Origin of the sequence: Curtobacterium sp. RIT-PI-V, assembly GCF_025642935.1 — a bacterium.
Classification (GTDB): Bacteria; Actinomycetota; Actinomycetes; order Actinomycetales; family Microbacteriaceae; genus Curtobacterium.
In genome coordinates this window covers 23,045-45,379 of record NZ_JANZKM010000011.1, presented here as the reverse complement: position 1 = coordinate 45,379, position 22,335 = coordinate 23,045, and the positions used below count along the sequence as shown (strand labels likewise).

The window sequence follows — 22,335 nt, the reverse complement described above, 5'->3', positions numbered from 1 at the left end:
TACTGCACGGCGACAGCGATCTAGGCAACCCGTCTCCTGGCCGGACGAGAAGTCGTTGCCGTGACCTCCCGCGTCGTCGACGTTGGGTCGGCATCGAAGGCTGATGCGCAACCGGCTGTGACTGCAAATCTCGGCGGATCGCCTGGTGCGCTCGGCGCGAGGCTGTCGTCGGTCTGCGGGACAGAGCGGGCGGAGCGCGTCCAGAGCGCAGAAAGGGGGCACCCCGTGGTGGGGCGCCCCTTGATCTCAGACCTCAGCCGAGCATGCGCTCGGTTCAGCCCGCTTCGCCAGATTACCGGCCCGACGTCGACCGGTCGACTGGTGTGTGACACGGAACCGGGTCGCGTTAGACGCCAGGAGTCGCGTTGGTATCCCACCGCGAAGTACACTTCGACCTGCCCCCAACCCCCTCGCACGAAGGCCCGACCGTGACCCGATCCCTCCGCTTCACCCTCGCCGTCGCAACAGCCGCGGTCGCCGCCCTCGCCCTGACGTCGTGCGCCGCCGGCAGCGGCAGCAACGAAGACGGCACCGTCACCGACGGCAAGCTGACGATCGCCACCGGTGAGCCGGCGTACTCGCCGTGGATCGAGGACAACAAGCCGGAGTCCGGCAAGGGCTTCGAGTCCGCCGTGGCCTACGCGGTCGCGAAGGAGATGGGCTACAGCAAGTCCGACGTCGTGTGGAAGCGCAGCACCTTCGACAGCGCGATCGCACCGGGTCCGAAGGACTGGGACCTCAACGTCCAGCAGTTCTCGATCGACGCCAAGCGCAAGAAGGCCGTCGACATGTCGAGCGCCTACTACACGACGACGCAGGCCGTGGTGACGACCAGCACCTCGAAGGCCGTCGACGACACGAGCATCGCCGCGCTGAAGAAGGACGCGATCGGCGTCGCCACCGGGTCCACGTCGATCGCCAGCGTGAAGAGCGTGCTGGGGGTCACTCCGCAGGTCTTCAACTCGAACGACGACGCCGTGCTCGCACTGAAGTCGGGCCAGATCGACGCGATCGTCACCGACCTGCCGACGGCGTTCTACATGGCGGCAGCGCAGCTCGACGACGGCACGGTGTCGGCGCAGTTCCCGTCGGACGGCAAGGGCGACCAGTTCGGCTTCGTCCTGCCGAAGGGCTCGGAGCTCACGAGCAAGGTGGACAAGGCGCTCAAGTCGCTGACGGACGACGGCACGCTCGAGGACCTGCAGACCAAGTGGCTCTCCTCGGAGACCAACACCCCGGTCCTGAAGTAACCGCATGACCGTGCCAGCAGGCGCCGGTACCGCGGTCGCCGCAGCCGCGCCGAGCCAGGTCGAGGCCGAGCGGCGGCTCTACCGTCGGCAGCGTGGACGCCGGTCGATCGTGGTGTCGGTGGTGTCGACGCTCGTGGTGATCGCGATCGCCTACTTCGGTGTCGTGAACACCCCCGGCTGGGCAGCGGTCCAGCAGTCGTTCTTCGACCCGCAGACCGCGATCGACAGCTTCCCGGACATCCTGCTGGGCCTCTGGCTGAACGTGCGCATCCTGTTCTTCAGCGCCATCGGCGTCGCCGTGTTCGGCACCCTGCTCGCCGTGGTGCGGGGCCTGCGGAACCCGGTCTTCTTCCCGCTGCGGATGCTCGCCACCGGGTACACGGACCTGTTCCGCGGCCTGCCGCTCATCATCGTGCTGTACCTGGTCGGCTACGGGATCCCCGGTCTCGGGGTGTTCCCGCGGCTGCCCGCCGAGGTCTGGGGCACGATCGCGATCGTCCTGACGTACTCGTCGTACATCGCCGAGGTCCTGCGTGCCGGCATGGAGGCCGTGCACCCCTCGCAGCGTCTGGCCGCGCGGTCGCTCGGGCTCTCGCACGCCAAGACGCTGCGGCTCGTGGTGCTGCCGCAGGCGATCCGCAAGGTCACACCGGCGCTGATGAACGACTTCGTCTCGATGCAGAAGGACGTCGGTCTGGTGTCGATCCTCGGCGCCGTCGACGCGGTCCGTTCGGCGCAGATCGCGCAGGCGGAGACCTACAACTTCACGCCGTACTTCGTCGCGGGGCTGCTGTTCGTGGTGATCAGTCTGCCGCTGATCCGCGTCACGGACGCGATCGCGCGCCGCCAGCAGCGGCGCGAGCAGATCGGAGGGACCGTATGAGCGAGGTCGGCCAGGAGGCCCGTGGTGCGTCGGGTGCGGACGCTGCGGTCCTCGAACTGCGCGGGTTGCGCAAGGCCTTCGGCGAGCAGGAGGTCCTGCGCGGCATCGACCTGACGCTGCACCGCCACGAGGTCATCTGCGTCATCGGGGCGTCCGGCTCGGGCAAGTCGACCCTGCTCAAGACGGTGAACCTGCTCGAGGGCATCGACGACGGCGAGATCCTGCTGCAGGGGACCGACATCGCCGATCCCCGCATCGCCGTCGACGGCGTCCGGGCGCGGATCGGCGTGGTCTTCCAGCAGTTGAACCTGTTCCCGCACATGCGCGTGCTCGACAACGTGACGCTTGCCTCACGGCAGGTGCACGGCGTCGGTCGAGCGCAGGCGGAGGCGACCGCGCGTCGGCTGCTCGAACGGATCGGGCTGGCAGAGTTCGCCGACGCGTACCCGGACCGGCTCTCCGGCGGCCAGCAGCAGCGTGTGGCCATCGTCCGGGCGATCGCTTCCGACCCCGAGCTCCTGCTGCTCGACGAGGTCACGAGCGCGCTCGACCCCCAGCTCGTCGGTGAGGTGCTCGACCTGGTCACCGAGCTGAAGCGGCAGGGGTCGACGATCCTGATGACCACGCACGAGATGCACTTCGCACGGAACGTGGCCGACCGGATCGTGTTCCTGCGCCGGGGCGAGGTCGTCGAGCAGGGCGTCCCCGCCGAGGTCCTCGACGCCCCGCAGCACCCGGCGCTGGTCGAGTTCCTCTCCCGCGTCCACGCCTAGAGCGTCAGCAGCACCTTCCCGACGACCTCGCCGTCGCGGACCTTCCGGTGCGCCTCCTCGACCTCGGCGAGCGGCAGGACGGTGTCGATCACCGGTCGGACGCTGCCGTCGGCGACGAAGGGCCAGACGTGCTCACGGACGGCGGCGACGATCGCGGCCTTCTCGGCGAGCGGCCGGGCGCGCAGGGTCGTCCCGCTGATCGACGCCCGCTTCCGCATCAGCTCGCCGAGGTCGAGCTCGGCGGTGCTGCCGCTGCCCGAGGCGATGACGGCGATGTGCCCGTTGGGTGCGAGGGCCTGCAGGTTCCGCGCCAGGTACGACGGTCCGACGACGTCGAGCACCACGTCGACCCCGACGCCGTCCGTGAACGCCAGGACGCGCTCCACGAAGTCCTCGGCGCGGTGGTCGACCACCAGGTCCGCGCCGAGGTCACGCGACGCCTGGACCTTGCGGTCACCGCCGCTCGTCGCGATGACCGTGGCGCCGAGGGCCTTCGCCCACAGGACGGCGTGCGAGCCCATGCCGCCGGTGCCTCCGTGCACGAGCAGCGTCTGGCCGGGGCGGAGTCCGGCGAGCATGCCGATGTTCGAGTACACGGTGCAGGCGGCTTCGGGCAGACCGGCAGCCTCGACCAGGTCGACCGAGTCGGGGACCGGCAGCACCTGCGTCGCGGGAGCCACGACGAGCGAGGCGTAGCCGCCGCCGGAGAGCAGGGCACAGACGCGGTCGCCGACGGCCACCGAGGTCACCCCCTCGCCGAGGGCCCGGACGGTGCCGGAGACCTCGAGCCCGAGGATCTCCGAGGCCCCGGGCGGCGGCGGGTAGTTCCCCGCGCGCTGCTGCAGGTCGGCGTTGTTCACCCCGGCGGCAGCGACCTCGATGAGCACCTCACCCGCGGCGGGCACCGGGTCGGGCAGGTCGGTCACGGACATGGTGGTGTCGTCGAACGTGATGGCGCGCATGCCCTCGACGGTACGCCGGGCGGCCGGTCATCCTGTGAGTGCCCCATGTACGCTCGATGACGGATCTGCACCTCATCCGGGGGAGTGCGGACCGATCGAGGGGGACTCTCCACCATGCCGAAGAACAAGCTCATCGCGCTCGCCACCGCCGGCCTCGCGCTCACCCTGCTCGCCGGTTGCTCGACCGGGCCGTCGAAGGCCGACCAGTGCACCCAGTTCGAGAAGACGGTCAAGACCGCCGCCGAGGGCGTGCAGTCCGAGGCCGCGAACCTGCAGTCCGACCCGGACGCCGCCGTCACGAAGCTCAAGGAGCTCGACGAGAAGATCTCCGACGGCGTCGACGACCTGTCCGACGACGCCCTGCAGGACAAGGGCGAGGCGTTCGAGGACGCCTACGGCGACCTCGTCGACCAGATCGAGGACATCGCGAAGGACCCGCAGTCGGCCGACGTCTCGGCGCTCACGAAGTCCAGCACCAAGGTGCAGGACGCCGGCAACGCCTTCCAGAAGGAGTGCAACTCCTGATGCGCCGCACCCTCACCGCGGTGACCACGGCGCTCGTCGCCGTGGCGCTGCTGGCAGGCTGCTCCGGCGGGTCGTCGGACGACGGCGACTCAGCGGACACGTCTGCTCCGTCGAAGACCTCCGCCCCGTCGAAGACGTCGGCCGCCGCTCCCGCGCAGACCAAGACCGAGGCGTGCGCCCTGGTCGAGAACGAGCTCCGGTCGTTCATCGCCGAGCAGACGTCGTCCTCGGCGCCGGCGGACCCCGCAGCCCGCGCGAAGCTGGTCGGCGAGTTCACCGACCGTCTCGACGCAGCGCTGCCGAAGGTCACCAACGACGACGTCCACGACGCCTTCGAGGACTTCACCGAGGACGCGAAGGAGTACGCCTCGGCGCTCACCTCCAGCGGCTCGAGCGACTCCGCCGAGGCGAAGGACGCCCAGACCGACGTGCAGTCATCACTGAACGAGGTCTCGGCGGTCTGCCCGAGCAACTAGCCCGACGTCGCAGTGCACCAGCACCACACGACGACGCCCCGCAGCTCCGACCGGAACTGCGGGGCGTCGTCGTGCCGGGGACGCGTCAGACGGCCGCCGGCTGCGACGCGTCCAGACGGGCGACGTCCTCCGGTCGCAGCTTCACGGTCGGTGCGGTCAGCGAGTCGAGGATCGACTGCGGCCGCGACGCCCCGGGGATCGGGACGACCACGTCGCTCTTCTGCAGCTCCCACGCGAGCGCGATGACCTGCGGGGTCACGCCGCGGTCGCGTGCGATGTACGCGAAGTCCTCGTAGGCGGTGCCGAGGTCGGCGGCGTTCGCGATGCCGCCGAGCGGGCTCCACGGCAGGAACGCGATCCCGAGCTCGTCGCAGAGCTCGAGTTCCGGCTCGCTCGACCGGAACTTCGGCGAGAACTGGTTCTGCACCGAGGCGAGTCGTCCGTCGAGGACCTCGTTCGCTGTCCGGATCTGGTCGGGATCCGCGTTCGAGATGCCGGCCATCCGGATGACGCCCTCGTCGAGCAGCTCGCCGAGCGCGCCGACCGACTCGGCGTACGGGACGGCGGGGTCCGGACGGTGGAACTGGTACAGGCCGATCGCCTCGACGCCGAGGCGCTTCGCCGACGCCCTCGCCGCCTGCTTCAGGTACTCCGGGTGGCCGTTCTGCGCCCAGGCGCCGGCCTCCGGTCGCAGGTGGCCGCCCTTCGTGGCGATGAGGATCGACTCGGTGTCGCCGTGGAACTCGCGGACCGCCCGGGCGATGAGCTCCTCGTTGTGCCCCACCTCGTCGTGGGCGGCCAGGTGGTACGCGTCCGCGGTGTCGATGAGCGTGACACCGTTCTCGAGCGCGGCATGGATGGTCGCGATGGACTGTCGTTCGTCGGGGCGCCCCTCGATCGACATGGGCATCCCGCCCAGACCGATGGCGCTGACCGACACGTCTCCGATGACTCGTTGCTTCATGGCCCCAGCATGCGCCGGGGGCGCGCGGTCGCGCACAGGGTGCGTCGCGCAGTGGTGGTGACCGCCCGCCGACCGGGAGGCCCGTGGCGGCCCCGCCCCGCGCCTCCCGTCCGCCGTCCGGTCCCGTCCACCGCACCCACTCCGTTCTGCGTCGGTCGCTCAGCGCCGCGCCCAGCTGGGCGCGTGCTCCGGCAGCGGCCCGAACGCGATGCCCCGGGCGTAGAGGCCCCGCGACGGCGGCACGTACCGGGCGAGCAGCACGGGCAGCAGCGGTGGCCCGTCCTGCAGCCGTCCGGCGAAGGCCCGCTCGAACACGACGCGGTGCAGCACGGCCTGCGCCGACTGGACGACCACTGCCGGCGGCCTCCGACGACGCTGCACCGCGGCCAGCGCACCGTCCAGCCCCGCACCACCGAGCCCGCGCCGCAACGACGGAACCAGGATCGCGGCCGTCGCCACGGCGTCCTGCACCGCGAGGTTGATCCCCACCCCGCCCGCGGGCGACATCGCGTGCGCCGCGTCGCCGATGCACAGCAGCCCCGGCCGCCACCACCGCCGCAACCGGTCCATCCGGACGTCGAGCACGTGCACGTCGTCCATCGACCCGATCGTGTCGACCCGGTCGGCGAAGTCCGGACGGAGCCGGGCCACCCGCTCCCGGAAGGCAACGACCCCCTCGGCTCGCAGCGCCGCGTCCGAGCCCTTCGGAGCGAAGTACGCGACCTGGTGGTAGTCGGGCCGCGGGAAGCTCAGCAGCACGTCCTCCCCCGAGAACGCGGGGGTCAGGGCGCTCGCCGCATCGCCCGACCGCCGGGGGAGCCGGAACCACCAGGTGTCGAACGGCACCGGGAACGCCCGCGGCACGAACCCCGCTGCTCGGCGCAGCACCGAGTTCCGTCCGTCGCAGGCGACCACGACGTCGGCGCGGAGCTCCTCGGGTTCGCCGCTGCCGTCACGCGGGCGGAGGTGGACCCCGGTGACGGTGCCGTTCTCCTCGATGAGCCCGGTCGCCGCGCGGCCCATCGCGATGTCGAACGACGGTTCCTGCCGGGCAGCGGTCACGAGCAGGTCGAGCAGGTCCCACTGCGGCACCATCGCCACGTGGTCGTACGGGGGAGCGAGCCGTGAGAAGTCGCCGAGAAGCAGCCGCGACCCGTCGGGCATCGGCAGGGAGAAGTCGTCGAGCCGTGACTGCGGCAGGGCCCGGAAGCGCTCGCCGAGGCCGAGCTCGTCGAGCAGCCGGATCGTCGAGGCGTGCACGGTGTCGCCCCGGAAGTCCCGGTTGAAGTCGTCGTGCTGCTCGATGACGCGCACGTCGATGCCGGCCCGGGCGAGCAGCAGCCCGAGGACGACCCCGGCGGGGCCGCCACCGACCACCGCGACCGTCGTCCGCGACACCGTCACCATGCCGTGGACGCTACGCCGTGTCGGACCCGCGCACTGCGCGCACCCGCAACACGACAGGACACGAGGTGATCACCTCGTGTCCTGTCGGAAGCGTGGTGCGCGTCGGGGCTAGGCGCTCGCGGACACCGAGGACGACGCAGTCTCGCCGTCGGCGGCGTTCGCGAAGACGACCCCGCCCCACGTGATCACGGCGATCGCGAGCACGAAGCCGACCGCGGCGATCCACCACGACGACTTCCGACGGATCCACGCGCCGATCGCGAGCACGATCGTGGCGACGCCGATCACGAACGCGCCGCCGACGGCGATGGCCGTGCCGCCGATGTACCCGCCGGGCGAGCACCCGGCCGAGGCATCGCAGGTCGCGGTCGCCGAGATGACCGCGATGATGCCGACGACGGCGGTGACGATCGTCATCACGGCACCGAAGGCCAGCAGCAGCACGGTCGAGATCCGGTCGGCGAGCTTCGCCGGCGGGAACAACGTGGTGCCGCTGCGCTCCCAGGCCGCGCGCTGCGGGTCCTGGGGGCCGGGCGAGGACTGCGGCGGACCGCCGGGGACGTTGGACCAGGTCATGGGAGCAGTCCTACCGCGCTTCCACGCCGAACGCCTGTGCGAGCCGCTGGATCTTCTGCGCCCGACCCAGGCGGGGCAGGTCCGAACCGTCGCGGATGACCTTGCCACGGGCCTCGAAGTCGTCGAGGAAGTCCTGCGCCCAGGCGACGTCGGTCGGCGTGGGGGAGATGACCTCGTTGATGACGGGCAGCTGCTCGGTGTCCAGGCAGAGCTTGCCGGTCAGGCCGAGCGACACCGCGACCTGGGACTGCTCGCGCAGGATCGGGTGCGACGACCCCACCGTCGGGCCGTCGATCGGGCCGGGCAGGTCGCCGACGCGCGACGCGACGACGAGCTTCGACCGCGGGTACGCCATCGCCAGGGTGTCGGCGCTCGTGCCGGTGTCGCGGCGGTAGTCGCCCGAGCCGAACGCCAGCCGGAACGCGCCCTGCGCCCGCGCGATCGAGACGGACTCCTCGATGCCGAGCGCCGACTCGACCAGCGCGATGACCGGGGTCTGGCCGCCGAGCCGGTGCCACGTGTCGGTGACCTGGGCGGGGGACTCGGTCTTGGCGAGCATCACGCCCTGCAGCCCGGGCAGCCCACGGAGTTCTTCGACGTCGTCGGCCCAGAAGTCGGTCGTGACGTCGTTGATCCGGACCCAGGCCTCACCGCCGCCGGCCAGCCACGCGGCGACGCCCTGCCGTGCCGAGGGCTTGGCGGCGGGGTCGACGGCGTCCTCGATGTCCAGGATGATCTGGTCGGCGCGGGACCGCTGCGACTTCTCGAACCGGTCGGTCGCGGTGCCGGAGACGAGCAGCCACGAGCGGGAGATCTCGGCGGGGACCGATCGACGCCGGTTCGGCGTGGGGGCGGACGGGGTGGTGCGGTCGTCGATGGCCATGCCCCGTTGGTACCACATCGGACGCGTCGGACGGCCGATCGGAGGTCTGTCGCGTCGGATCGGACGCCTGACGCCGTGTACCGGAAACCCCGAAACCTCGGTTCATTGCCAGAGAGGGCGCTCGTTCCCGCCTACAGTGTCGGATGTGTGGCGAGCGGACAGGGTGACCGACGGTGAGGACGACGTGAACGACGACGTCCCCGTCGAGGGTGCCCACGAGCGCCCCGACGACGAGCGAGACGACCGCGGTCAGCGAGACCACCGCGACGACCGAGACGAGCAGCAGGACGTGGACGAGGACCGGACCGACGACGAACCGGACCGTACGCTCCGCCCGGAACTGCAGCTGACCAGCCCGCAGGCGATCAGCCTCGGCGATCCCCGGCTGCAGGCGGGCAACGCGGCCGAACCGACGTGGGACGGCTGGCGCGGCCAGCTCACCGGCGTCGGCGGCACGAGCCCGCTCACCCACTTCAGCGACCACCCCCGCGCGCGCATCGAACTGTCGACGACGCACCCGGGCGGCCTCGCTCAGTTCATCACCGGCAAGACCACCCTGCTGTCCAGCCTGATCCGCGACGAGGTGGCGCTCCGTGCGGCCCGCGTCGCCGCCGGCCAAGTCGAGGCGAAGGGCACCGAGCTCGCCACGGTGCGCGGGATCGACGCCGTGAAGCTCGGCATCGGCATGGCCGACTGGAAGCACGGCGACGAGCAGTTCCGCGGCCCGGTGCTCCTGCGCCCGCTGGCGATCCGTCGCCACGGCCGTGACTTCGAGGTCCGGCTCCTCGGCGAACCCGTGCTCAACCCCGGTCTCGCCGATGCGCTGCACGAGCAGTTCGGCGTCATCCTCGACGCGCAGTCCTTCGTGGCACTCGCGCAGCAGGACGGCTCGTTCACGCCGAACCCCGTCATCGACCGGCTGCGCGGCCTGACCGCGCACATCCCCGGTTTCTCCGTGCACGCCCGGCTCGTGGTCTCCACCTTCGCCGAGGTCGCGACCGGCCTGGTCGAGGACACCGGCGACCTGTCCCACCCCGTGCTCGACGCCCTGGCCGGCAACCCGAGCGCCAAGTGGCAGGTCGAGCAGTCGTACCACCCGGTCGAGCAGACCCCGTCCGACGAGCGCAGCCCGGAGACCGACACCCTGCTGCTCGACGCCGACGACGAGCAGGAGAACGTGATCGCGCAGATCGCGGCCGGCAACTCCATCGTCGTCAAGACCCTGCCGGGCACCGGTGGCACCCAGACGATCGTGAACGCCCTGGGCGGCCTGGTCGCCGCGAACAAGCGCGTCCTCGTGGTGAGCCCGCGCCGTGCGACCCTGCGCGGCATCGCGGCGCGCTTCGGCGAGGTCCAGCTGCCCGGCGTCGCGGTCACACCGTCGACCCTGCGCCGTGACGTCGTCCGTGCCATCGCCCGGAACGAGAAGGCGGCCCGTCCGAACCTGCGCGAGGTCGACGACGCCCTGGTCCGGCTCCGCAAGGTCCTGAAGGACTACCGCGGTTCGCTCACCCGCAAGGACGCCGACTTCGGCGTCTCGGTGCTCGACTGCCTGGTCGAACTCTCGCGCCTGTCCCTCCTGCCGGTCCCGCCGTCGACGACCGCGCGGCTGTCGAAGCAGTCCGTGGCGTCCATGGTGGAGGGGCGCTCGCGCGTCGCCGAGACGATGGTCAGCGCGGCCAACCTCGGTGAGTTCCGCTACGGTCCCGACGACTCGCCCTGGTACGGCGCGAAGTTCTCCACCAGCGACGGCGCCCAGCGCGCGCACCGCATCGCGAAGGACCTCGACTCCGACGGGCTGCCGACGCTGCTCCGCCGAGCACACGACCTCGTGAGCTCGACGCACATGCGCCAGTTCACGACGATCAACGAGCTCGGCATCTACCTGCGCCTGCTCACCGAGATCCGTGACACCCTCGACCGCTTCCTGCCGGTGGTCTTCGACCGCTCGGTGTCCGAGCTCGTCGCCGCCACCGCCCCGCGCGGCGAGGGCGCTCCGATGTCGTCGACGAACCGTCGTCGCCTGAAGAAGCTCGCACGTGAGTACGTCCGCCCCGGCGTGCACGTCTCCGACCTGCACGAGGCCCTGACCCGGGTGCAGCAGCAGCGGGTGCTCTGGCAGCGCTACGTCGCCGCTGGCGTGAACCCCGAGGTGCCCACAGGCATCGCGGACGTGCAGGTGCTGTTCTCGAACGTCGCCGAGGACCTCGCGCGCCTCGACGAGCCGCTCGGCCGGACCGAGCGCGACCGGCAGCTCGCGAACACCCCGGTCGACCAGCTCGTCCCCACCATCGCCGAGCTCGCGGCCGAGTCCGACGTCCTGCACAACCTGCAGGAGCGCACCGAGCTCATGCAGACCCTGCGCGACCTGCAGCTCGAGCCGCTCATCACCGACCTGGCGAACCGGCACGTGCCGGACCTGCAGGTACCGGCCGAGCTCGAGCTCGCCTGGTGGCAGTCCGCCCTCGAGACGATGCTCGAGTCCGACCGGGCGCTGCTCGGCGCGAACACCGACATGCTCGACCGGGTCGAGGCCGACTTCCGCCTCGTCGACGACGCCCACGCGGCCGGGGTCTCCCAGGGCCTGGCGTGGCAGCTCGCCGAGAACTGGAAGGTCGGGCTCGTCGACTGGCCGGAAGAGGCCACGGCGCTGAAGACCCAGCTGCGCGAGGGTGCGATCACCTCGCGCCTGCTCCAGGACTCCGCACCCCACCTGTCCCGGTCGATCGCGCCCGTGTGGCTCGCGAGCCCGTACGAGGTCTCCCAGATCGCCGACACGATGCCGTTCGACACCGTGATCCTGGTCGACGCCGGGGCCGTGACGATCGCCGAGACCGTCGGGGCCGTCCGTCGTGCGCGCCAGACCGTCGTCTTCGGTGACCCGGTCACGCAGACACCGTCGCCGTTCCGCATCGCCGTCGACCCCGAGCACCGTGCGCTGCAGGTCGACGAGGGCACCCTCGACGCCTTCCACGCCGACTCCGCACTGGCGAAGCTCTCCACGCTGCTGCCGACCCTGTCGCTCTCGCGGTCGTACCGCGCCGGCGGCGAGGACCTGGCCGAACTCGTGAACCGTCGCTTCTACGGCGGCAAGATCGAGTCGCTGCCGTGGGCCGGCTCGTTCCTCGGGCACGGATCGATCGCGCTCGACTACGTCAGCGACGGCAAGGCCGTGCCGGACCCCGAGTCCGGCGCCGTCGAGAGCGTCGACGCCGAGGTGGACCGCGTCGTCCGACTCGTCATCGACCACGCCCGCACCCGTCCGAGCGAGTCGCTCATGGTCATCACCGCCTCGGCGAAGCACGCCGTGCGCGTCGAGCAGGCCGTGCTGACCGCGGCGCAGGGCCACAAGGACCTGACCGAGTTCGTCATCGGTGACCGCGCCGAGCCGTTCATCGTGGCGACGCTCGAGCAGTCGGTCGCGCAGAGCCGCGACCGCGTCGTGTTCTCCATCGGCTACGGCCGCACCCCGCACGGCCGTGTCCTGCGTGACTTCGGTCCGCTCGGCAAGCCCGGCGGCGAGCGGTTGCTCGCGGTCGCGATGACCCGTGCGCGCCGCTCGATGGTGATCGTGACGTGCTTCCAGCCGTCCGACATCGAGGCCGAGCGCATGGGGCACGGCACGGTCGCCCTCGCCGAGATCCTGGCCGAGGTGCGTGCGCGCACCACCGCCGAGTACGTGCCGGACGACTCCGACCCGCTGCTCGTCGACCTGGCCCGCCGACTCGAGATGCGTGGCATCCCGGTCGCGCTCGGGCACCGCGGCAAGCTCGGCCTGGTGGCCGCGCACGGCGGTGTCTGCGTCACGATCGAGACCGACGCGTCGCTGGTCAAGGGGTCGCTGCGCGAGTCACTGCGCCTCCGCCCGGAGGTCCTGCGCCGACTCGGATGGCACTACGTCCGCGTGCACGCGTTCCAGCTGTTCTCCGACCCGGACCGCGTCGCGAACACCGTCGCCGCCGTGCTCGGCGTCGACCGTGGCGCCACGCAGGAGATCTCGATCCCCCCGATCCCCGCCCGGCGATGACTCCTCGGCCGAGTCGGCGGGCCTCCCGGCCCGCCGGTCCGGTGACGCCGGAGGCGGACCAGCTGGTGGGCACGTGGACGCGGGCCGACGACGCGTCGTCAGTCGCGCCTCCCGGTCCAGCAGCGTCGACCGGACGCGACACGGACGACCTGTCGGGAGGCCCGGTGCGGCGTCGCAGACGCGTCACCACCCAGCCGGTGCCGGGCTACGACCCGGCGCCGCCGCCGGAACCGGCGCGACACCGCGACGGCGAGAACGACGACCAGCTCCGGCGGGACGTCCCGCCGCACTGGTAACAGGTAGCCTGGCCTGCGATGACTGACACCGTGCGGCAGCGCCCCGACTGGCAGACCTGGCCGAACCTGATCTCGCTGTTCCGGCTGCTGCTGATCCCGGTCTTCGTGTGGCTCGTCGTCGCCGGACACCCCGGCTGGGCGTTGGTCGCACTCGTCGTCATCGGCGTGAGCGACTGGGCGGACGGCTTCATCGCACGCAAGTTCGACCAGGGCTCGAAGCTCGGCAAGGCGATCGACCCCGTCGCCGACCGACTCGCCATCATCGCGATCGTGCTGTCGCTCGTGCTCACCGGCCTGCTGCCGTGGTGGGTCGTCGCCGTCGTCGTGCTCGTCGACCTGGTGCTCGTGGTGCTGTCGAGCGTGCTGTTCCACGGCAACCCGGACCTCGACGTCACGTGGACCGGCAAGATCCGCTCCGCGCTGCTCTTCGTGGGCCTGCCGGTGCTGCTGTTCTCGGCCGTGCACGCCGTCGACGAGAACGCGCCGTGGGTGCGGATCGTCGCACTGGTCTTCGTCTACCTCGGCACCGTGGGCCACGTCCTGGCGGGCATCCAGTACGCGACGGCGATGTTCGCGAAGCGCCGCCGAGTCCCCGCCGCCTGACGGCACCCCTGCCGCACCTTGACGCCGGCTGCGGCCGGTAGCGCACGATCGCGCCCCCGAACGGGCATCGCGCCCCGAAGAGTCGGGGCGCGAAGGCCGTGGAGGGGCGCGATCGCGGCGCCGTCGGCGGGGATGCCCCTGCTAGAGCTTCGTCGAGCCGCCGATGCCGGGGCCCTCGGGCGCGGTGCTCGGAGCGACGTGCGCACCCGATCCCGTGCTCGTCGGCTCGCCGTTCTGGGAGCGGAGCAGGTCGCGGATCTCGAGCAGCACCTCGACGTCCGTCGGGGGCACGTCCTGCGGGGTCTGCTCCTCGTCGTTCTTGACGCGCTCGAACGCCACCTTCTTCAGGTGGTTCACGGGCACGACGAGGGCGAAGTACACGACGGCGGCGACGATCACGAAGTTGATGACCGCGCCGATGATCGCGCCGAACAGGATCTTCGCGCTTCCGCCGGAGACCGTCGGGATGGACCAGACGAGCGCCTTGTCGAGGCTCGAGGCGTTGAAGACCGCGCCGATCAGGGGGTTGATGAGGCTGGTGACGATCGCGGTGACGATCGCGGTGAACGCAGCACCGATGACGACTGCGACGGCCAGGTCGATGACGTTGCCGCGGAGCAGGAACTCCTTGAAGCCCTTCACGGGACTCCTTCCGGTCGAGGACAGTCGCCGGACGGCGACCCCATCAACCTATCGGCGAGGAGTTCTCTCGGTCAGGAGGCGCTGGGCTTCGGCGTGCTCGGCTTCGGCTCGCTCTTGGCCGGAGTGGACTTCGGCTCCGACTTGGCCGGCGTGCTCGACGAGCCCTCGGACTTCGGCGCCGGGCGGGAGTCGGTGCGGTAGAAGCCGCCGCCGTTGAACGTCACGCCGACGGGGGAGAACACCTTGCGCAGGACACCGCCGCACACCGGGCACTCGGTCAGGGTGGCGTCGGAGAACGACTGCTTGATGTCGAACGCGTTGTCGCACTCGGTGCAACGGTACGAGTAGGTGGGCACGTCAGCTCCGGAACGTGATGATGCGTGACGGCGTGATGATGCCGTCGACGGGTTCGTCGTGGGGTTCGCGCGGGACCTCGTCGAGGTACTCCGCGTCGAAGATCACAGCATAGACGGGCGGGCGCTTCGCCATGGACCCGAGGGTCTTGTCGTAGTAGCCGCGACCCCATCCCATCCGGACGCCGTCGTGCCCGACGGCAGCTGCGGGAGCGAGGATCGCGTCGACGTCGTTGATGGCGAGCGGGGACAGGACCTCGCCGACGACCTCGGGCATGCCGAAGATGCCCTCGGTCTCGCTCTCGCCGTCGCCGACCGCCCAGTCGAGCAGGCCGTCCTCGCGCGTGACCGGCAGGAGCACCCGGATGTCGTGCGCGAACGCCCAGTTCAGGAAGGGCCGGACGTTCGGCTCGTCCGACGCCGACAGGTAGAGCGCCAGCGAGGTCACCTGGCGCTCCTCGGCGAAGCGCTGCAGGGTCGCGGTGAGCGCCGCGCTGTCCGCGTCGCGTTCCGTCGTGGTCCGGGTGCGCCGCCGCTGCCGGAGTTCGGCTCGCAGGGCGCGCTTCTCGTTCCCGAGATCAGCGATCATGCGCAGGAGTCTACCGAGCGCATCCGTTGCGGCTTCCCGCCGGGAAACGCGCTGATGCCGTGTCCCCAGTAGCGATGACATGCCCCGGAAACCCGGATCGGATACGGTCTGGGGCATGGGCTTCCAGATTTCCAAGGCGGTGATCCCAGCGGCAGGGCTGGGCACTCGCTTCCTCCCCGCGACCAAGGCGATGCCGAAGGAGATGCTCCCCGTCGTCGACAAGCCAGCCATCCAGTACGTGGTGGAAGAGGCTGTCGGCGCAGGACTCACCGACGTCCTGATGATCACGGGCCGCAACAAGAACGCACTCGAGAACCACTTCGACCACGTGTCGGAGCTCGAGGAGACCCTCAAGAAGAAGGGTGACCACGAGAAGCTGCAGAAGGTCAACCAGTCGACGGACCTCGCCGACATGCACTACGTGCGCCAGGGTGACCCGCTCGGCCTCGGCCACGCGGTGCTCCGCGCGAAGATGCACGTCGGCCGCGAGCCGTTCGCCGTGCTCCTCGGTGACGACATCATCGACGCCCGCGACCCGCTGCTCAAGCGCATGATCGAGGTCCAGGGCGAGAAGAACGCCACCATCGTGGCGCTGCTCGAGGTCCCCGAGTCGCAGACCCACCTGTACGGCATCGCCACGGTCGAACCGACTGACACCGACGACGTCGTGAAGATCACCGGGCTCGTCGAGAAGCCCCCGCAGGGCGAGGCGCCCTCGAACCTGGCGATCATCGGCCGCTACGTCATCCGCCCCGAGGTCTTCGACGTCCTCGAGAAGCAGGAGCCCGGCAAGGGCGGCGAGATCCAGCTCACCGACGCGCTCATGAAGATGGCGAGTGCCGAGGAGTGGACCGGCGGCGTGTACGGCGTCGTGTTCCGTGGACGCCGGTACGACACCGGTGACAAACTCGACTACATCAAGGCGATCGTGCAGCTCGCCTCGGACCGCGAAGACCTCGGCCCCGACCTCAAGTCGTGGCTGAAGGAGTTCAACGCGGGCGAATGAGTCGGCCATCCCGCCCGGGCCCGTGCACTCGGACCCGGGCGGGACACCCCGCCCCGCACAGCGGCGGGATCCCGGAGGAACCAAGCGATGACGACGATCCCGACCCTCTCCCACGGGCGGGTCACCATCCGGCCCCTCCGGCTCCGTGACACGCGCGACCTCGACCTCGCGCTGGCGTCCAACCGTTCGTGGCTCCGCACCTGGGAGGCCACGAACCCCTCAGGACACGTCTCCACCGACGTCCGTGGCAGCATCCGCGCGCTCCAGGCCAACGCCCGCGCGGGACTCGGACTGCCGTTCGCGATGGAACTCGACGGCCGGTTCGTCGGGCAGCTGAACGTCTCCGGCATCACCTACGGATCCCTGGCCAGCGCCTCGATCGGCTACTGGGTCGTCGAGGACGCCGCCGGACACAACGTGACCCCGATCTCGGTCGCCCTCGCCGTCGACCACTGCTTCCGCGCCGTCGGCGTGCACCGCATCGAGATCTGCATCCGGCCGGAGAACGCCCCGTCCCTGCGCGTCGTCGAGAAGCTCGGTTTCCGGTACGAAGGGCTGCGTCGCCGGTACATCCACATCAACGGGGACTGGCGCGACCACTTCTGCTTCGCGCTCGTCGCCGAGGAGGTCCGCGAGGGCGTCCTCGAGCGCTGGGTCCGCGGGCAGGTGCCACCCGGCCTCGGCGCGGTGCCGCTCGCCGCCCGCGACGAAGCGGCGCTGCCGATCACCACCACGCCGCGTCTCTGACAGGAGGCCCGTGGCACGACCCACGGATTCCGCCGCGACACGCGCAACACGCGTTCCGCAATCACGCGACGGGGATACCCCCGCCCCTACCGTGTCCCCATGGCAGGAATCGGCTCGTGGGGTGGCGGCATCGTCCTGCTCGTCGCGGCCGTGCTCTGGCTCGTCTACCTGATGCCGTCGTGGGCCGCCCGACGCCAGTACCTCGCCACCGAACGCAACGCGATCCGCTTGCAGCAGACCCTGCGGATCCTGGCGCAGACCGCCGAACTGCCCGACGAGGTCCGTGTCGAGATGAACGCGAAGTCCCTGGCCGAGGCGCAGCGCGTCGCCCGGTCCGAAGAGGCCAAGCGCACCGCGATCGTCCGGGCTCACGAGGCCGCACGCCAGCGGGAGATCACCCGCCGGCTCGCCGAGCAGGCCCCCGTCCTCGAGCGTGCGTCGTCGGTGCCCGCGCTGACCGCGATGCGCATGCGCCGCTCCCGCCTCGGAGCCACCCTGTTCGGCACGCTCGGCGTCGTCGTCGCGCTGGTCGTCTTCGTCGCGTCGCCCGCCCTGTGGCTCGTCGGTGTCGCCGGGCTCCTCGCCGCGGGTGGGTCCGTAGCCGTCCTGGCCCAGCTGCACCAGGTGGCGACGGCACGGAAGACCCGTGTCGCGGCGGCCGAGGCGGGCGCGACCCGTGCCTCCCGGCCCGCGAGCACGTGGACGGACCCGGCGCCGCCGCTGTCGACCGAGCAGTCCGCAGAACCCGCGGAGGACCGCAGCTGGACCCCGAACCGGGTGCCGAAGCCGCTGTACGTGGAGCGTCCGACAGCGCCCGCTGCCTCGCCGGAGTCGTCCGCCGAGCTCGCTGCGCGACTCAAGGAGCGCGTCGCCGAGGCCAAGGCCGAGGCGGAAGCGGAAGCGGCAGCGATCCGCGCAGGGGAGTCCGACCCGTCGCTCGCCACCGTGTCCCGGATGCGTCCGGAGCTCGAGGACGCTGCCGCGTCGCTGTCCGCCCACGACCAGGGGCGTCTCGCCGAGCGGCTGGGGCTGCGTGCTCCCGCCGTCCCGGAGCTCGTCGCCGAGACGCCGGACGAGCCGACCACGCCGCCGGGTCCGCCGAGCAAGTGGGCCGGCATGGGTGTCCTGGACGACGACGCGTACCAGCAGGCCGACCTCGACGCGATCATGCGTCGGCGCCGCGCGGTCTGACCCGCGGCATCAGCGGCACGCCGAACGGCTGTCCACGATTTCGGATCGGCCGAACGGTGGTGCTAGTGTGATCGAGCACTTGGGGCTATGGCGCAGTTGGTAGCGCGTCTCGTTCGCAATGAGAAGGTCAGGGGTTCGAATCCCCTTAGCTCCACCAGGTAGCAACACGAACGGCCCGGAGCCGACAGGTTCCGGGCCGTTCTGCTGTCGTCGTGCTGTGGACGAACAGGGGTGGTGTGTTGTCCGACGCACCGCCCTAGACTCCCCGTGCGCCGGTGGGCGCTTCCGGCCCGCAGGGCCCGACCAGGGGGAGAGCATGTTCCGTACCAGTCGTCTCATCGCGACCGTCGCGACCACGGTGGTCGTCGTCGCCGGCATCGCCGTCGGCGGTCCGTCCTCCAGCGCGTCCGCAGCGGTCACCCCGTTGGGAGTCGACATCTCCTGGCCGCAGTGCGGCCGCCAGGTCCCGACCGACCAGGCGTTCGGCATCGTCGGCGTCAACGGTTCCCTCGGCAACACCACGAACCCGTGCCTCGCCGAACAACTCGCGTGGGCTGGGCGTTCGGTCGGGGGCTCGGCCCAGCCGAAGACGCAGCTGTACGTGCTGTTCGCCAATCCGGGCCTGACGGCATCGGTCTGGCCCACGTCGAACAGCTACCAGGGCACGGTGCCCACCAACCCGTTCGGCAAGTGCGTGACCAAGGGTGGCAAGAAGCAGGTCACCCTGGCGTGCTCCTTCATGTACGGGTACGCCCGCGGGTACGACGACGTGAAGAGCCGTGGCGTCGCGAACCCGTCCGCGTACCGCTGGTGGCTCGACGTCGAGACGGGGCTGTCGTACCAGCGGGACACCGCCCAGAACCGCGCGGCGATGCAGGGCATGATCGTCGGGCTCAAGGCCGGTGGCGTGCGCACGATCGGCATCTACTCGAACGGTTCGCAGTGGAAGACCATCGCGGGCACGGTCAAGTCGAGCAGCCCGCTGCGCGGCCGGTCGAACTGGATCGCGATCGGCAAGGGCACGATCACCAAGGCACGGAAGACCTGCGCCGGCACACCCCTGTCCGGCGGCAAGATCGCGATGGTCCAGGTCGAGGTCCCCTACGGTTCCAGGACCATCGACCGCGACGTCTCCTGCACCTGACCGCCTCGAGGCCGACAGGCCCGGCGCCAGCTGGCACCGGGCCTGTCGTCCGTCATCGTGCCGAGCGGACCCGCCACGGCCTGAGCGTCAGCTCGCGAAGCTGTCCGTCAGGACGCCCGCCTGCGCGAAGGTGGTGTGGATGGCGTTCGCGGCCTGCTCGAAGGCACGGTTGCCGCGTGAGATGCCGAGCGCACCGCCCTTGATCGCGGACTTGCCGGAGCCGCGCAGCAGTCGAGCGACGGTGCGGCCGTCCGGGGCGATCATGATCTGCACGTCCAGGCGGGTGTGGAACGTGCGGTCGTTCGCCATGCCGCCGATGAGCAGCGTCAGGCCCATGCTGCCGCGGGTGGCTCGCAGCGAGCCCTGCTCGGCGTCGTCGACGGTGTAGCCCTCGCGGGCGAGGGCCTCGCGCACCTGTGCACGGGCGGTCTCGGGGTCGGTCGCGACGAAGAAGTCGTGGCTCTCGGGCATGGTCTGCTGATCCTCTCGAACGTGTCCGTGCGGACACGGAGGACGCTCGCCCCCCGGAGACGATCATGCCGTGTCGGAACGTCAGGTGCGTCGCTTACGCTGGCTGTGTCATGACTGCCTCGATGAACCGCCGCGCACTCCTGTCCCTCGCCGGTGTCGCCGGGATCGGGCTCGCGGTCGCCGCGTGCTCGTCCGGCGGTGGCAAGGACGGCGGCGGCAAGAGCAGCAGCGGCAAGAACGGCAATGCCGAGGACGGCAACGGCAGTACGAGCACGTCCACCCCGAAGCCCGTCGCGAAGTCCCTGACCCCGGCGCAGGTCCCGCTCGTCGGCGGCGTCACGGTCACGGTCGCGGGGACCGGCCTCGCCGCGGTCAAGGGCGTCACCGTCGGCGGGGTCGCCGCGCGCGACGTCACGGCGACGGCCACGAAGGTCACCTTCACGGCCCCGCACCAGGCGATGTACACCCCTGGTGACGCCGCCGTCGCGCTCTTCACCGAGTCGATCGAGCCGAGCCCGTCCGCCAACCAGTCGTCCGACGGCAACGGCAGCGCCGCGAACGACGGGCAGACCGGCGTGACGCAGGACTCGGCCACGGCGACACCGACCCCCACGGCAGCGCCGGTCCCCGATGCGTCCACCGCGGTCGCGACGTCGTCGATGGCGTACGCCGCGCTGACCGACGTCGACCGGCAGCTCCAGTACGCGATGGCGCACTGGAAGGACTACAACCTGTCCGAGTACGGCACCATGAACCCGATCGGTGGCGACTGCGCGAACTACGTGAGCCAGACGCTCATCGCCCGCGGTTGGGAGCAGCGCTCCGACTGGTACAACCGGGCTGCCGGCGCCGAGCACAGTGCCACGTGGACGTACTGCCCGACGATGGACCCGTGGCTCGAGACGAACGCTGCGGAGTTCGGGCTCACCCGGCGTTCCTCGGACGAGCGCGACGAGGTGAAGGTCGGCGACATCGTCTTCTACGACTGGAACGCGAACGGGTCGCCGGACCACACCACCATCGTGTCCGAGGTCTTCACCGAGCCCGACGGCACCATCCGCATCAAGTCGGCGAGCCACAACCAGGACGGCCCGTACCGCGACCTCGACGAGATGATCACGGTGCAGCACCCGGGTGGGACGGCCTGGTTCCACACGTTCGACGCGTAGGCCGACAGGCCGACTGACATCGGCCCGCCGCTCAGGGGTACCCGAGGAACCAGAGCAGCACGATCGCGACCGGCTGCAGGCACACCCCGACCACGAGCCACGTCACCGCTCGCCGCCGTGTCCGCACGAACACGTCCGACCCGAGCACCGGCGCCATCGGCATGAGCAGCCGCGGCAACGACTGCTGCGGCAGGAACACCGCGACCAGGTACAGCCCGTACGACGCCGTGAACGCGAGCACGTCCGGCCCGAGGGCTCTGGTGCTCCTGCGAGAGAAGAACCACACCGCGCCGGCGAGCACCGCGACGACGAGCACGACGCCGAGCGGTCCGAGCCATGTCGAGGCCATCGTGAACCACGGCGTCAGCGGGGCGAAGTGCTGTCGCCCGACGAACCCCACCCACCACGACAGTTCGGTGTCCAGGTAGGCGTTCGGCCGCCCGGTCACCGCCGAGGCGATCACCGGCCACGCCAGACCCGCCGCCGCGACGACGAGCCCGGACGCCACGATCGCGATGCGGTCGTGCCACGGGAACGGTGTTCCCTGTCGACGCGCGGCCATCCACCGGACGACCAGGTGCACGGCAAGCGCCACCGCCAACGCGAGGACTCCGGGTTTCGTGAACGCCGCGACCACCCCGAGCGGTGCGATCAGCCAGTACCGACGCCGGACCAGCGCCAGCAGCGCGCCGAACAGCAGCACGAGCAGCAGGCTCTCGGCGTAGGCGACCTGCAGCAGGAACCCGGTCGGCGCGAACGCGAACAGTGCGGTGGCCCAGCGGGCCCGGTGCGAGCACCCCACCGCGAGCACGAGCCGGTACAGCAGCACGCAGGCCACGGCGCCCGCGATCGTTGCGACGAGCACGCCCGCGACCCAGAACGACGCACCCGTCAGGGCCATGACGGCCCACACGACGGCCGGGAACACCGGGAGGAACGCCCAGGCGTTCGGTGCGACGTGGCCCGCATCGTCGAGGGGGAGCGTGGCCGGGTACCCGTGCTCCGCGATGGTCCGGTAGAACGAGGCGTCCCAGGATCCGGAGAACGTGAAGAACGACGGGTCCTGCCGGTACGAGGCGAACGTCCAGTCGTTCGCGGTCGCCAGCACGTACATCGTCGCGAGCAGCAGCGTGCTCACCAGGCGCGAGGCCGCCCAGATCAGCAGGGGCGCGGTCCACGTGCTGCGGGGACCGGTCAGCAGGCTGCGCACCCCCGACCGGGAGGCCCGGCTCGTCTCCGCCACGCTCGTCACCCGCCCGATCCTCGCAGACCAGGGCCCGTGCCCGCTCCAGCGGGCGGGCCGTGCGTCGGGCCGAGAGCCGGCCTGCGTGCATCGTGAGCAGCAATGGTCGGGTCCGTCTGCCGGACCCGACCATTGCTGCTCACGAAGTGCGGGCC

At 71.0% G+C, this 22,335-nt stretch carries 22 protein-coding genes and 1 tRNA gene; 13 read left to right on the top strand and 10 right to left on the bottom strand.

Annotated features, from left to right (window positions below):
• The first annotated feature begins 428 nt into the window (after positions 1–428).
• The 3 genes from OGL88_RS08805 to OGL88_RS08795 are packed head-to-tail and all read left to right on the top strand — an operon-like array spanning position 429 to position 2,906.
• A complete protein-coding gene (locus OGL88_RS08805) occupies positions 429–1,250 on the top strand; it encodes an ABC transporter substrate-binding protein (protein WP_263054762.1) in 822 nt (273 codons plus the stop codon).
• 4 nt (positions 1,251–1,254) lie between these two features.
• On the top strand, positions 1,255–2,133 hold the full coding sequence (locus tag OGL88_RS08800) for an amino acid ABC transporter permease (RefSeq protein WP_205463175.1): 879 nt from the start codon (positions 1,255–1,257) through the stop codon (positions 2,131–2,133).
• Positions 2,130–2,906: an amino acid ABC transporter ATP-binding protein gene (locus tag OGL88_RS08795; RefSeq protein ID WP_263054763.1), complete on the top strand. Its 777-nt coding sequence runs from the start codon at positions 2,130–2,132 to the stop codon at positions 2,904–2,906. The genes OGL88_RS08800 and OGL88_RS08795 overlap by 4 nt, the downstream gene beginning before the upstream one ends.
• Here the strand turns inward: OGL88_RS08795 and OGL88_RS08790 are convergent.
• Positions 2,903–3,868, bottom strand: coding sequence for an NAD(P)H-quinone oxidoreductase (locus OGL88_RS08790; RefSeq protein WP_263054764.1), 966 nt, complete (start codon positions 3,866–3,868; stop codon positions 2,903–2,905). The genes OGL88_RS08795 and OGL88_RS08790 overlap by 4 nt on opposite strands.
• A 114-nt stretch (positions 3,869–3,982) precedes the next feature.
• Between OGL88_RS08790 and OGL88_RS08785 the strand changes: the two genes are divergently transcribed.
• Positions 3,983–4,393 (top strand): hypothetical protein, encoded by a 411-nt coding sequence (locus OGL88_RS08785; protein WP_263054765.1) that lies wholly within the window; start codon positions 3,983–3,985, stop codon positions 4,391–4,393.
• Positions 4,393–4,869: a hypothetical protein gene (locus OGL88_RS08780; RefSeq protein ID WP_205463172.1), complete on the top strand. Its 477-nt coding sequence runs from the start codon at positions 4,393–4,395 to the stop codon at positions 4,867–4,869. The genes OGL88_RS08785 and OGL88_RS08780 overlap by 1 nt, the downstream gene beginning before the upstream one ends.
• An 85-nt stretch (positions 4,870–4,954) precedes the next feature.
• Here the strand turns inward: OGL88_RS08780 and OGL88_RS08775 are convergent, their stop codons facing one another.
• The 4 genes from OGL88_RS08775 to OGL88_RS08760 form a co-directional block, all read right to left on the bottom strand.
• Positions 4,955–5,833 (bottom strand): aldo/keto reductase, encoded by an 879-nt coding sequence (locus OGL88_RS08775; protein WP_205463171.1) that lies wholly within the window; start codon positions 5,831–5,833, stop codon positions 4,955–4,957.
• Positions 5,834–5,992: 159 nt separating this feature from the next.
• Positions 5,993–7,240 carry an FAD-dependent oxidoreductase gene (locus OGL88_RS08770; protein WP_263054766.1) on the bottom strand — a complete coding sequence of 416 codons (1,248 nt, stop codon included), beginning with the start codon at positions 7,238–7,240 and terminating at the stop codon, positions 5,993–5,995.
• A gap of 108 nt (positions 7,241–7,348) precedes the next feature.
• A complete protein-coding gene (locus tag OGL88_RS08765; RefSeq protein ID WP_308202613.1) occupies positions 7,349–7,816 on the bottom strand; it encodes a DUF6264 family protein in 468 nt (155 codons plus the stop codon).
• A 10-nt stretch (positions 7,817–7,826) separates the two neighbouring features.
• Positions 7,827–8,699, bottom strand: coding sequence for an HpcH/HpaI aldolase/citrate lyase family protein (locus tag OGL88_RS08760; protein WP_111086303.1), 873 nt, complete (start codon positions 8,697–8,699; stop codon positions 7,827–7,829).
• Positions 8,700–8,862: 163 nt separating this feature from the next.
• Between OGL88_RS08760 and OGL88_RS08755 the strand changes: the two genes are divergently transcribed.
• Both OGL88_RS08755 and OGL88_RS08750 read left to right on the top strand, forming a co-directional pair.
• Positions 8,863–12,726: an AAA family ATPase gene (locus tag OGL88_RS08755; RefSeq protein WP_263091201.1), complete on the top strand. Its 3,864-nt coding sequence runs from the start codon at positions 8,863–8,865 to the stop codon at positions 12,724–12,726.
• A gap of 314 nt (positions 12,727–13,040) precedes the next feature.
• On the top strand, positions 13,041–13,625 hold the full coding sequence (locus tag OGL88_RS08750) for a CDP-alcohol phosphatidyltransferase family protein (protein WP_263054769.1): 585 nt from the start codon (positions 13,041–13,043) through the stop codon (positions 13,623–13,625).
• Between the two features lie 141 nt (positions 13,626–13,766).
• Here the strand turns inward: OGL88_RS08750 and mscL are convergent, their stop codons facing one another.
• From mscL to OGL88_RS08735, 3 genes are all read right to left on the bottom strand, one after another.
• Positions 13,767–14,267, bottom strand: coding sequence for a large conductance mechanosensitive channel protein MscL (mscL, locus tag OGL88_RS08745; RefSeq protein ID WP_173170839.1), 501 nt, complete (start codon positions 14,265–14,267; stop codon positions 13,767–13,769).
• Positions 14,268–14,338: 71 nt separating this feature from the next.
• Complete coding sequence (locus tag OGL88_RS08740) at positions 14,339–14,623, bottom strand: FmdB family zinc ribbon protein (protein WP_263054770.1); 285 nt, start codon at positions 14,621–14,623, stop codon at positions 14,339–14,341.
• A 1-nt stretch (position 14,624) separates the two neighbouring features.
• Complete coding sequence (locus tag OGL88_RS08735; RefSeq protein ID WP_111086298.1) at positions 14,625–15,209, bottom strand: 5-formyltetrahydrofolate cyclo-ligase; 585 nt, start codon at positions 15,207–15,209, stop codon at positions 14,625–14,627.
• 115 nt (positions 15,210–15,324) lie between these two features.
• Here OGL88_RS08735 and galU point away from each other — a divergent pair, with 115 nt between their 5' ends.
• The 5 genes from galU to OGL88_RS08710 all read left to right on the top strand — a co-directional run bounded on the left by galU (position 15,325) and on the right by OGL88_RS08710 (position 19,297).
• A complete protein-coding gene (gene galU, locus OGL88_RS08730) occupies positions 15,325–16,215 on the top strand; it encodes a UTP--glucose-1-phosphate uridylyltransferase GalU (protein WP_123340808.1) in 891 nt (296 codons plus the stop codon).
• Positions 16,216–16,302: 87 nt separating this feature from the next.
• On the top strand, positions 16,303–16,962 hold the full coding sequence (locus tag OGL88_RS08725) for a GNAT family N-acetyltransferase (RefSeq protein WP_111086296.1): 660 nt from the start codon (positions 16,303–16,305) through the stop codon (positions 16,960–16,962).
• A 99-nt stretch (positions 16,963–17,061) separates the two neighbouring features.
• Positions 17,062–18,153, top strand: coding sequence for a hypothetical protein (locus tag OGL88_RS08720; protein ID WP_263054771.1), 1,092 nt, complete (start codon positions 17,062–17,064; stop codon positions 18,151–18,153).
• An 81-nt stretch (positions 18,154–18,234) separates the two neighbouring features.
• A tRNA-Ala gene (locus tag OGL88_RS08715) sits at positions 18,235–18,310 on the top strand.
• A gap of 159 nt (positions 18,311–18,469) precedes the next feature.
• A complete protein-coding gene (locus tag OGL88_RS08710; protein WP_263054772.1) occupies positions 18,470–19,297 on the top strand; it encodes a hypothetical protein in 828 nt (275 codons plus the stop codon).
• 87 nt (positions 19,298–19,384) lie between these two features.
• Here OGL88_RS08710 and OGL88_RS08705 read toward each other — a convergent pair whose 3' ends face one another.
• Positions 19,385–19,768, bottom strand: coding sequence for a hypothetical protein (locus OGL88_RS08705; RefSeq protein WP_263054773.1), 384 nt, complete (start codon positions 19,766–19,768; stop codon positions 19,385–19,387).
• Between the two features lie 110 nt (positions 19,769–19,878).
• On the opposite strand from OGL88_RS08705, the gene OGL88_RS08700 reads away from it, so the two are divergent.
• Positions 19,879–20,937: an amidase domain-containing protein gene (locus OGL88_RS08700; protein ID WP_263054774.1), complete on the top strand. Its 1,059-nt coding sequence runs from the start codon at positions 19,879–19,881 to the stop codon at positions 20,935–20,937.
• Between the two features lie 31 nt (positions 20,938–20,968).
• Here OGL88_RS08700 and OGL88_RS08695 read toward each other — a convergent pair whose 3' ends face one another.
• On the bottom strand, positions 20,969–22,189 hold the full coding sequence (locus tag OGL88_RS08695; RefSeq protein WP_263091200.1) for a hypothetical protein: 1,221 nt from the start codon (positions 22,187–22,189) through the stop codon (positions 20,969–20,971).
• Between the last annotated feature and the right edge of the window lie 146 nt (positions 22,190–22,335).

What these genes read in the sequence shown, in the direction of transcription:
- OGL88_RS08800 (WP_205463175.1), top strand. Translation starts at nt 1,255, where the DNA reads ATGACCGTGCCAGCAGGCGCCGGTACCGCGGTCGCCGCAGCCGCGCCG.
- OGL88_RS08795 (WP_263054763.1), top strand. Translation starts at nt 2,130, where the DNA reads ATGAGCGAGGTCGGCCAGGAGGCCCGTGGTGCGTCGGGTGCGGACGCT.
- OGL88_RS08790 (WP_263054764.1), bottom strand. Translation starts at nt 3,868, where the DNA reads ATGCGCGCCATCACGTTCGACGACACCACCATGTCCGTGACCGACCTG.
- OGL88_RS08785 (WP_263054765.1), top strand. Translation starts at nt 3,983, where the DNA reads ATGCCGAAGAACAAGCTCATCGCGCTCGCCACCGCCGGCCTCGCGCTC.
- OGL88_RS08780 (WP_205463172.1), top strand. Translation starts at nt 4,393, where the DNA reads ATGCGCCGCACCCTCACCGCGGTGACCACGGCGCTCGTCGCCGTGGCG.
- OGL88_RS08775 (WP_205463171.1), bottom strand. Translation starts at nt 5,833, where the DNA reads ATGAAGCAACGAGTCATCGGAGACGTGTCGGTCAGCGCCATCGGTCTG.
- OGL88_RS08770 (WP_263054766.1), bottom strand. Translation starts at nt 7,240, where the DNA reads ATGGTGACGGTGTCGCGGACGACGGTCGCGGTGGTCGGTGGCGGCCCC.
- OGL88_RS08765 (WP_308202613.1), bottom strand. Translation starts at nt 7,816, where the DNA reads ATGACCTGGTCCAACGTCCCCGGCGGTCCGCCGCAGTCCTCGCCCGGC.
- OGL88_RS08760 (WP_111086303.1), bottom strand. Translation starts at nt 8,699, where the DNA reads ATGGCCATCGACGACCGCACCACCCCGTCCGCCCCCACGCCGAACCGG.
- OGL88_RS08750 (WP_263054769.1), top strand. Translation starts at nt 13,041, where the DNA reads ATGACTGACACCGTGCGGCAGCGCCCCGACTGGCAGACCTGGCCGAAC.
- OGL88_RS08735 (WP_111086298.1), bottom strand. Translation starts at nt 15,209, where the DNA reads ATGATCGCTGATCTCGGGAACGAGAAGCGCGCCCTGCGAGCCGAACTC.
- galU (WP_123340808.1), top strand. Translation starts at nt 15,325, where the DNA reads ATGGGCTTCCAGATTTCCAAGGCGGTGATCCCAGCGGCAGGGCTGGGC.
- OGL88_RS08725 (WP_111086296.1), top strand. Translation starts at nt 16,303, where the DNA reads ATGACGACGATCCCGACCCTCTCCCACGGGCGGGTCACCATCCGGCCC.
- OGL88_RS08720 (WP_263054771.1), top strand. Translation starts at nt 17,062, where the DNA reads ATGGCAGGAATCGGCTCGTGGGGTGGCGGCATCGTCCTGCTCGTCGCG.
- OGL88_RS08710 (WP_263054772.1), top strand. Translation starts at nt 18,470, where the DNA reads ATGTTCCGTACCAGTCGTCTCATCGCGACCGTCGCGACCACGGTGGTC.
- OGL88_RS08705 (WP_263054773.1), bottom strand. Translation starts at nt 19,768, where the DNA reads ATGCCCGAGAGCCACGACTTCTTCGTCGCGACCGACCCCGAGACCGCC.
- OGL88_RS08700 (WP_263054774.1), top strand. Translation starts at nt 19,879, where the DNA reads ATGACTGCCTCGATGAACCGCCGCGCACTCCTGTCCCTCGCCGGTGTC.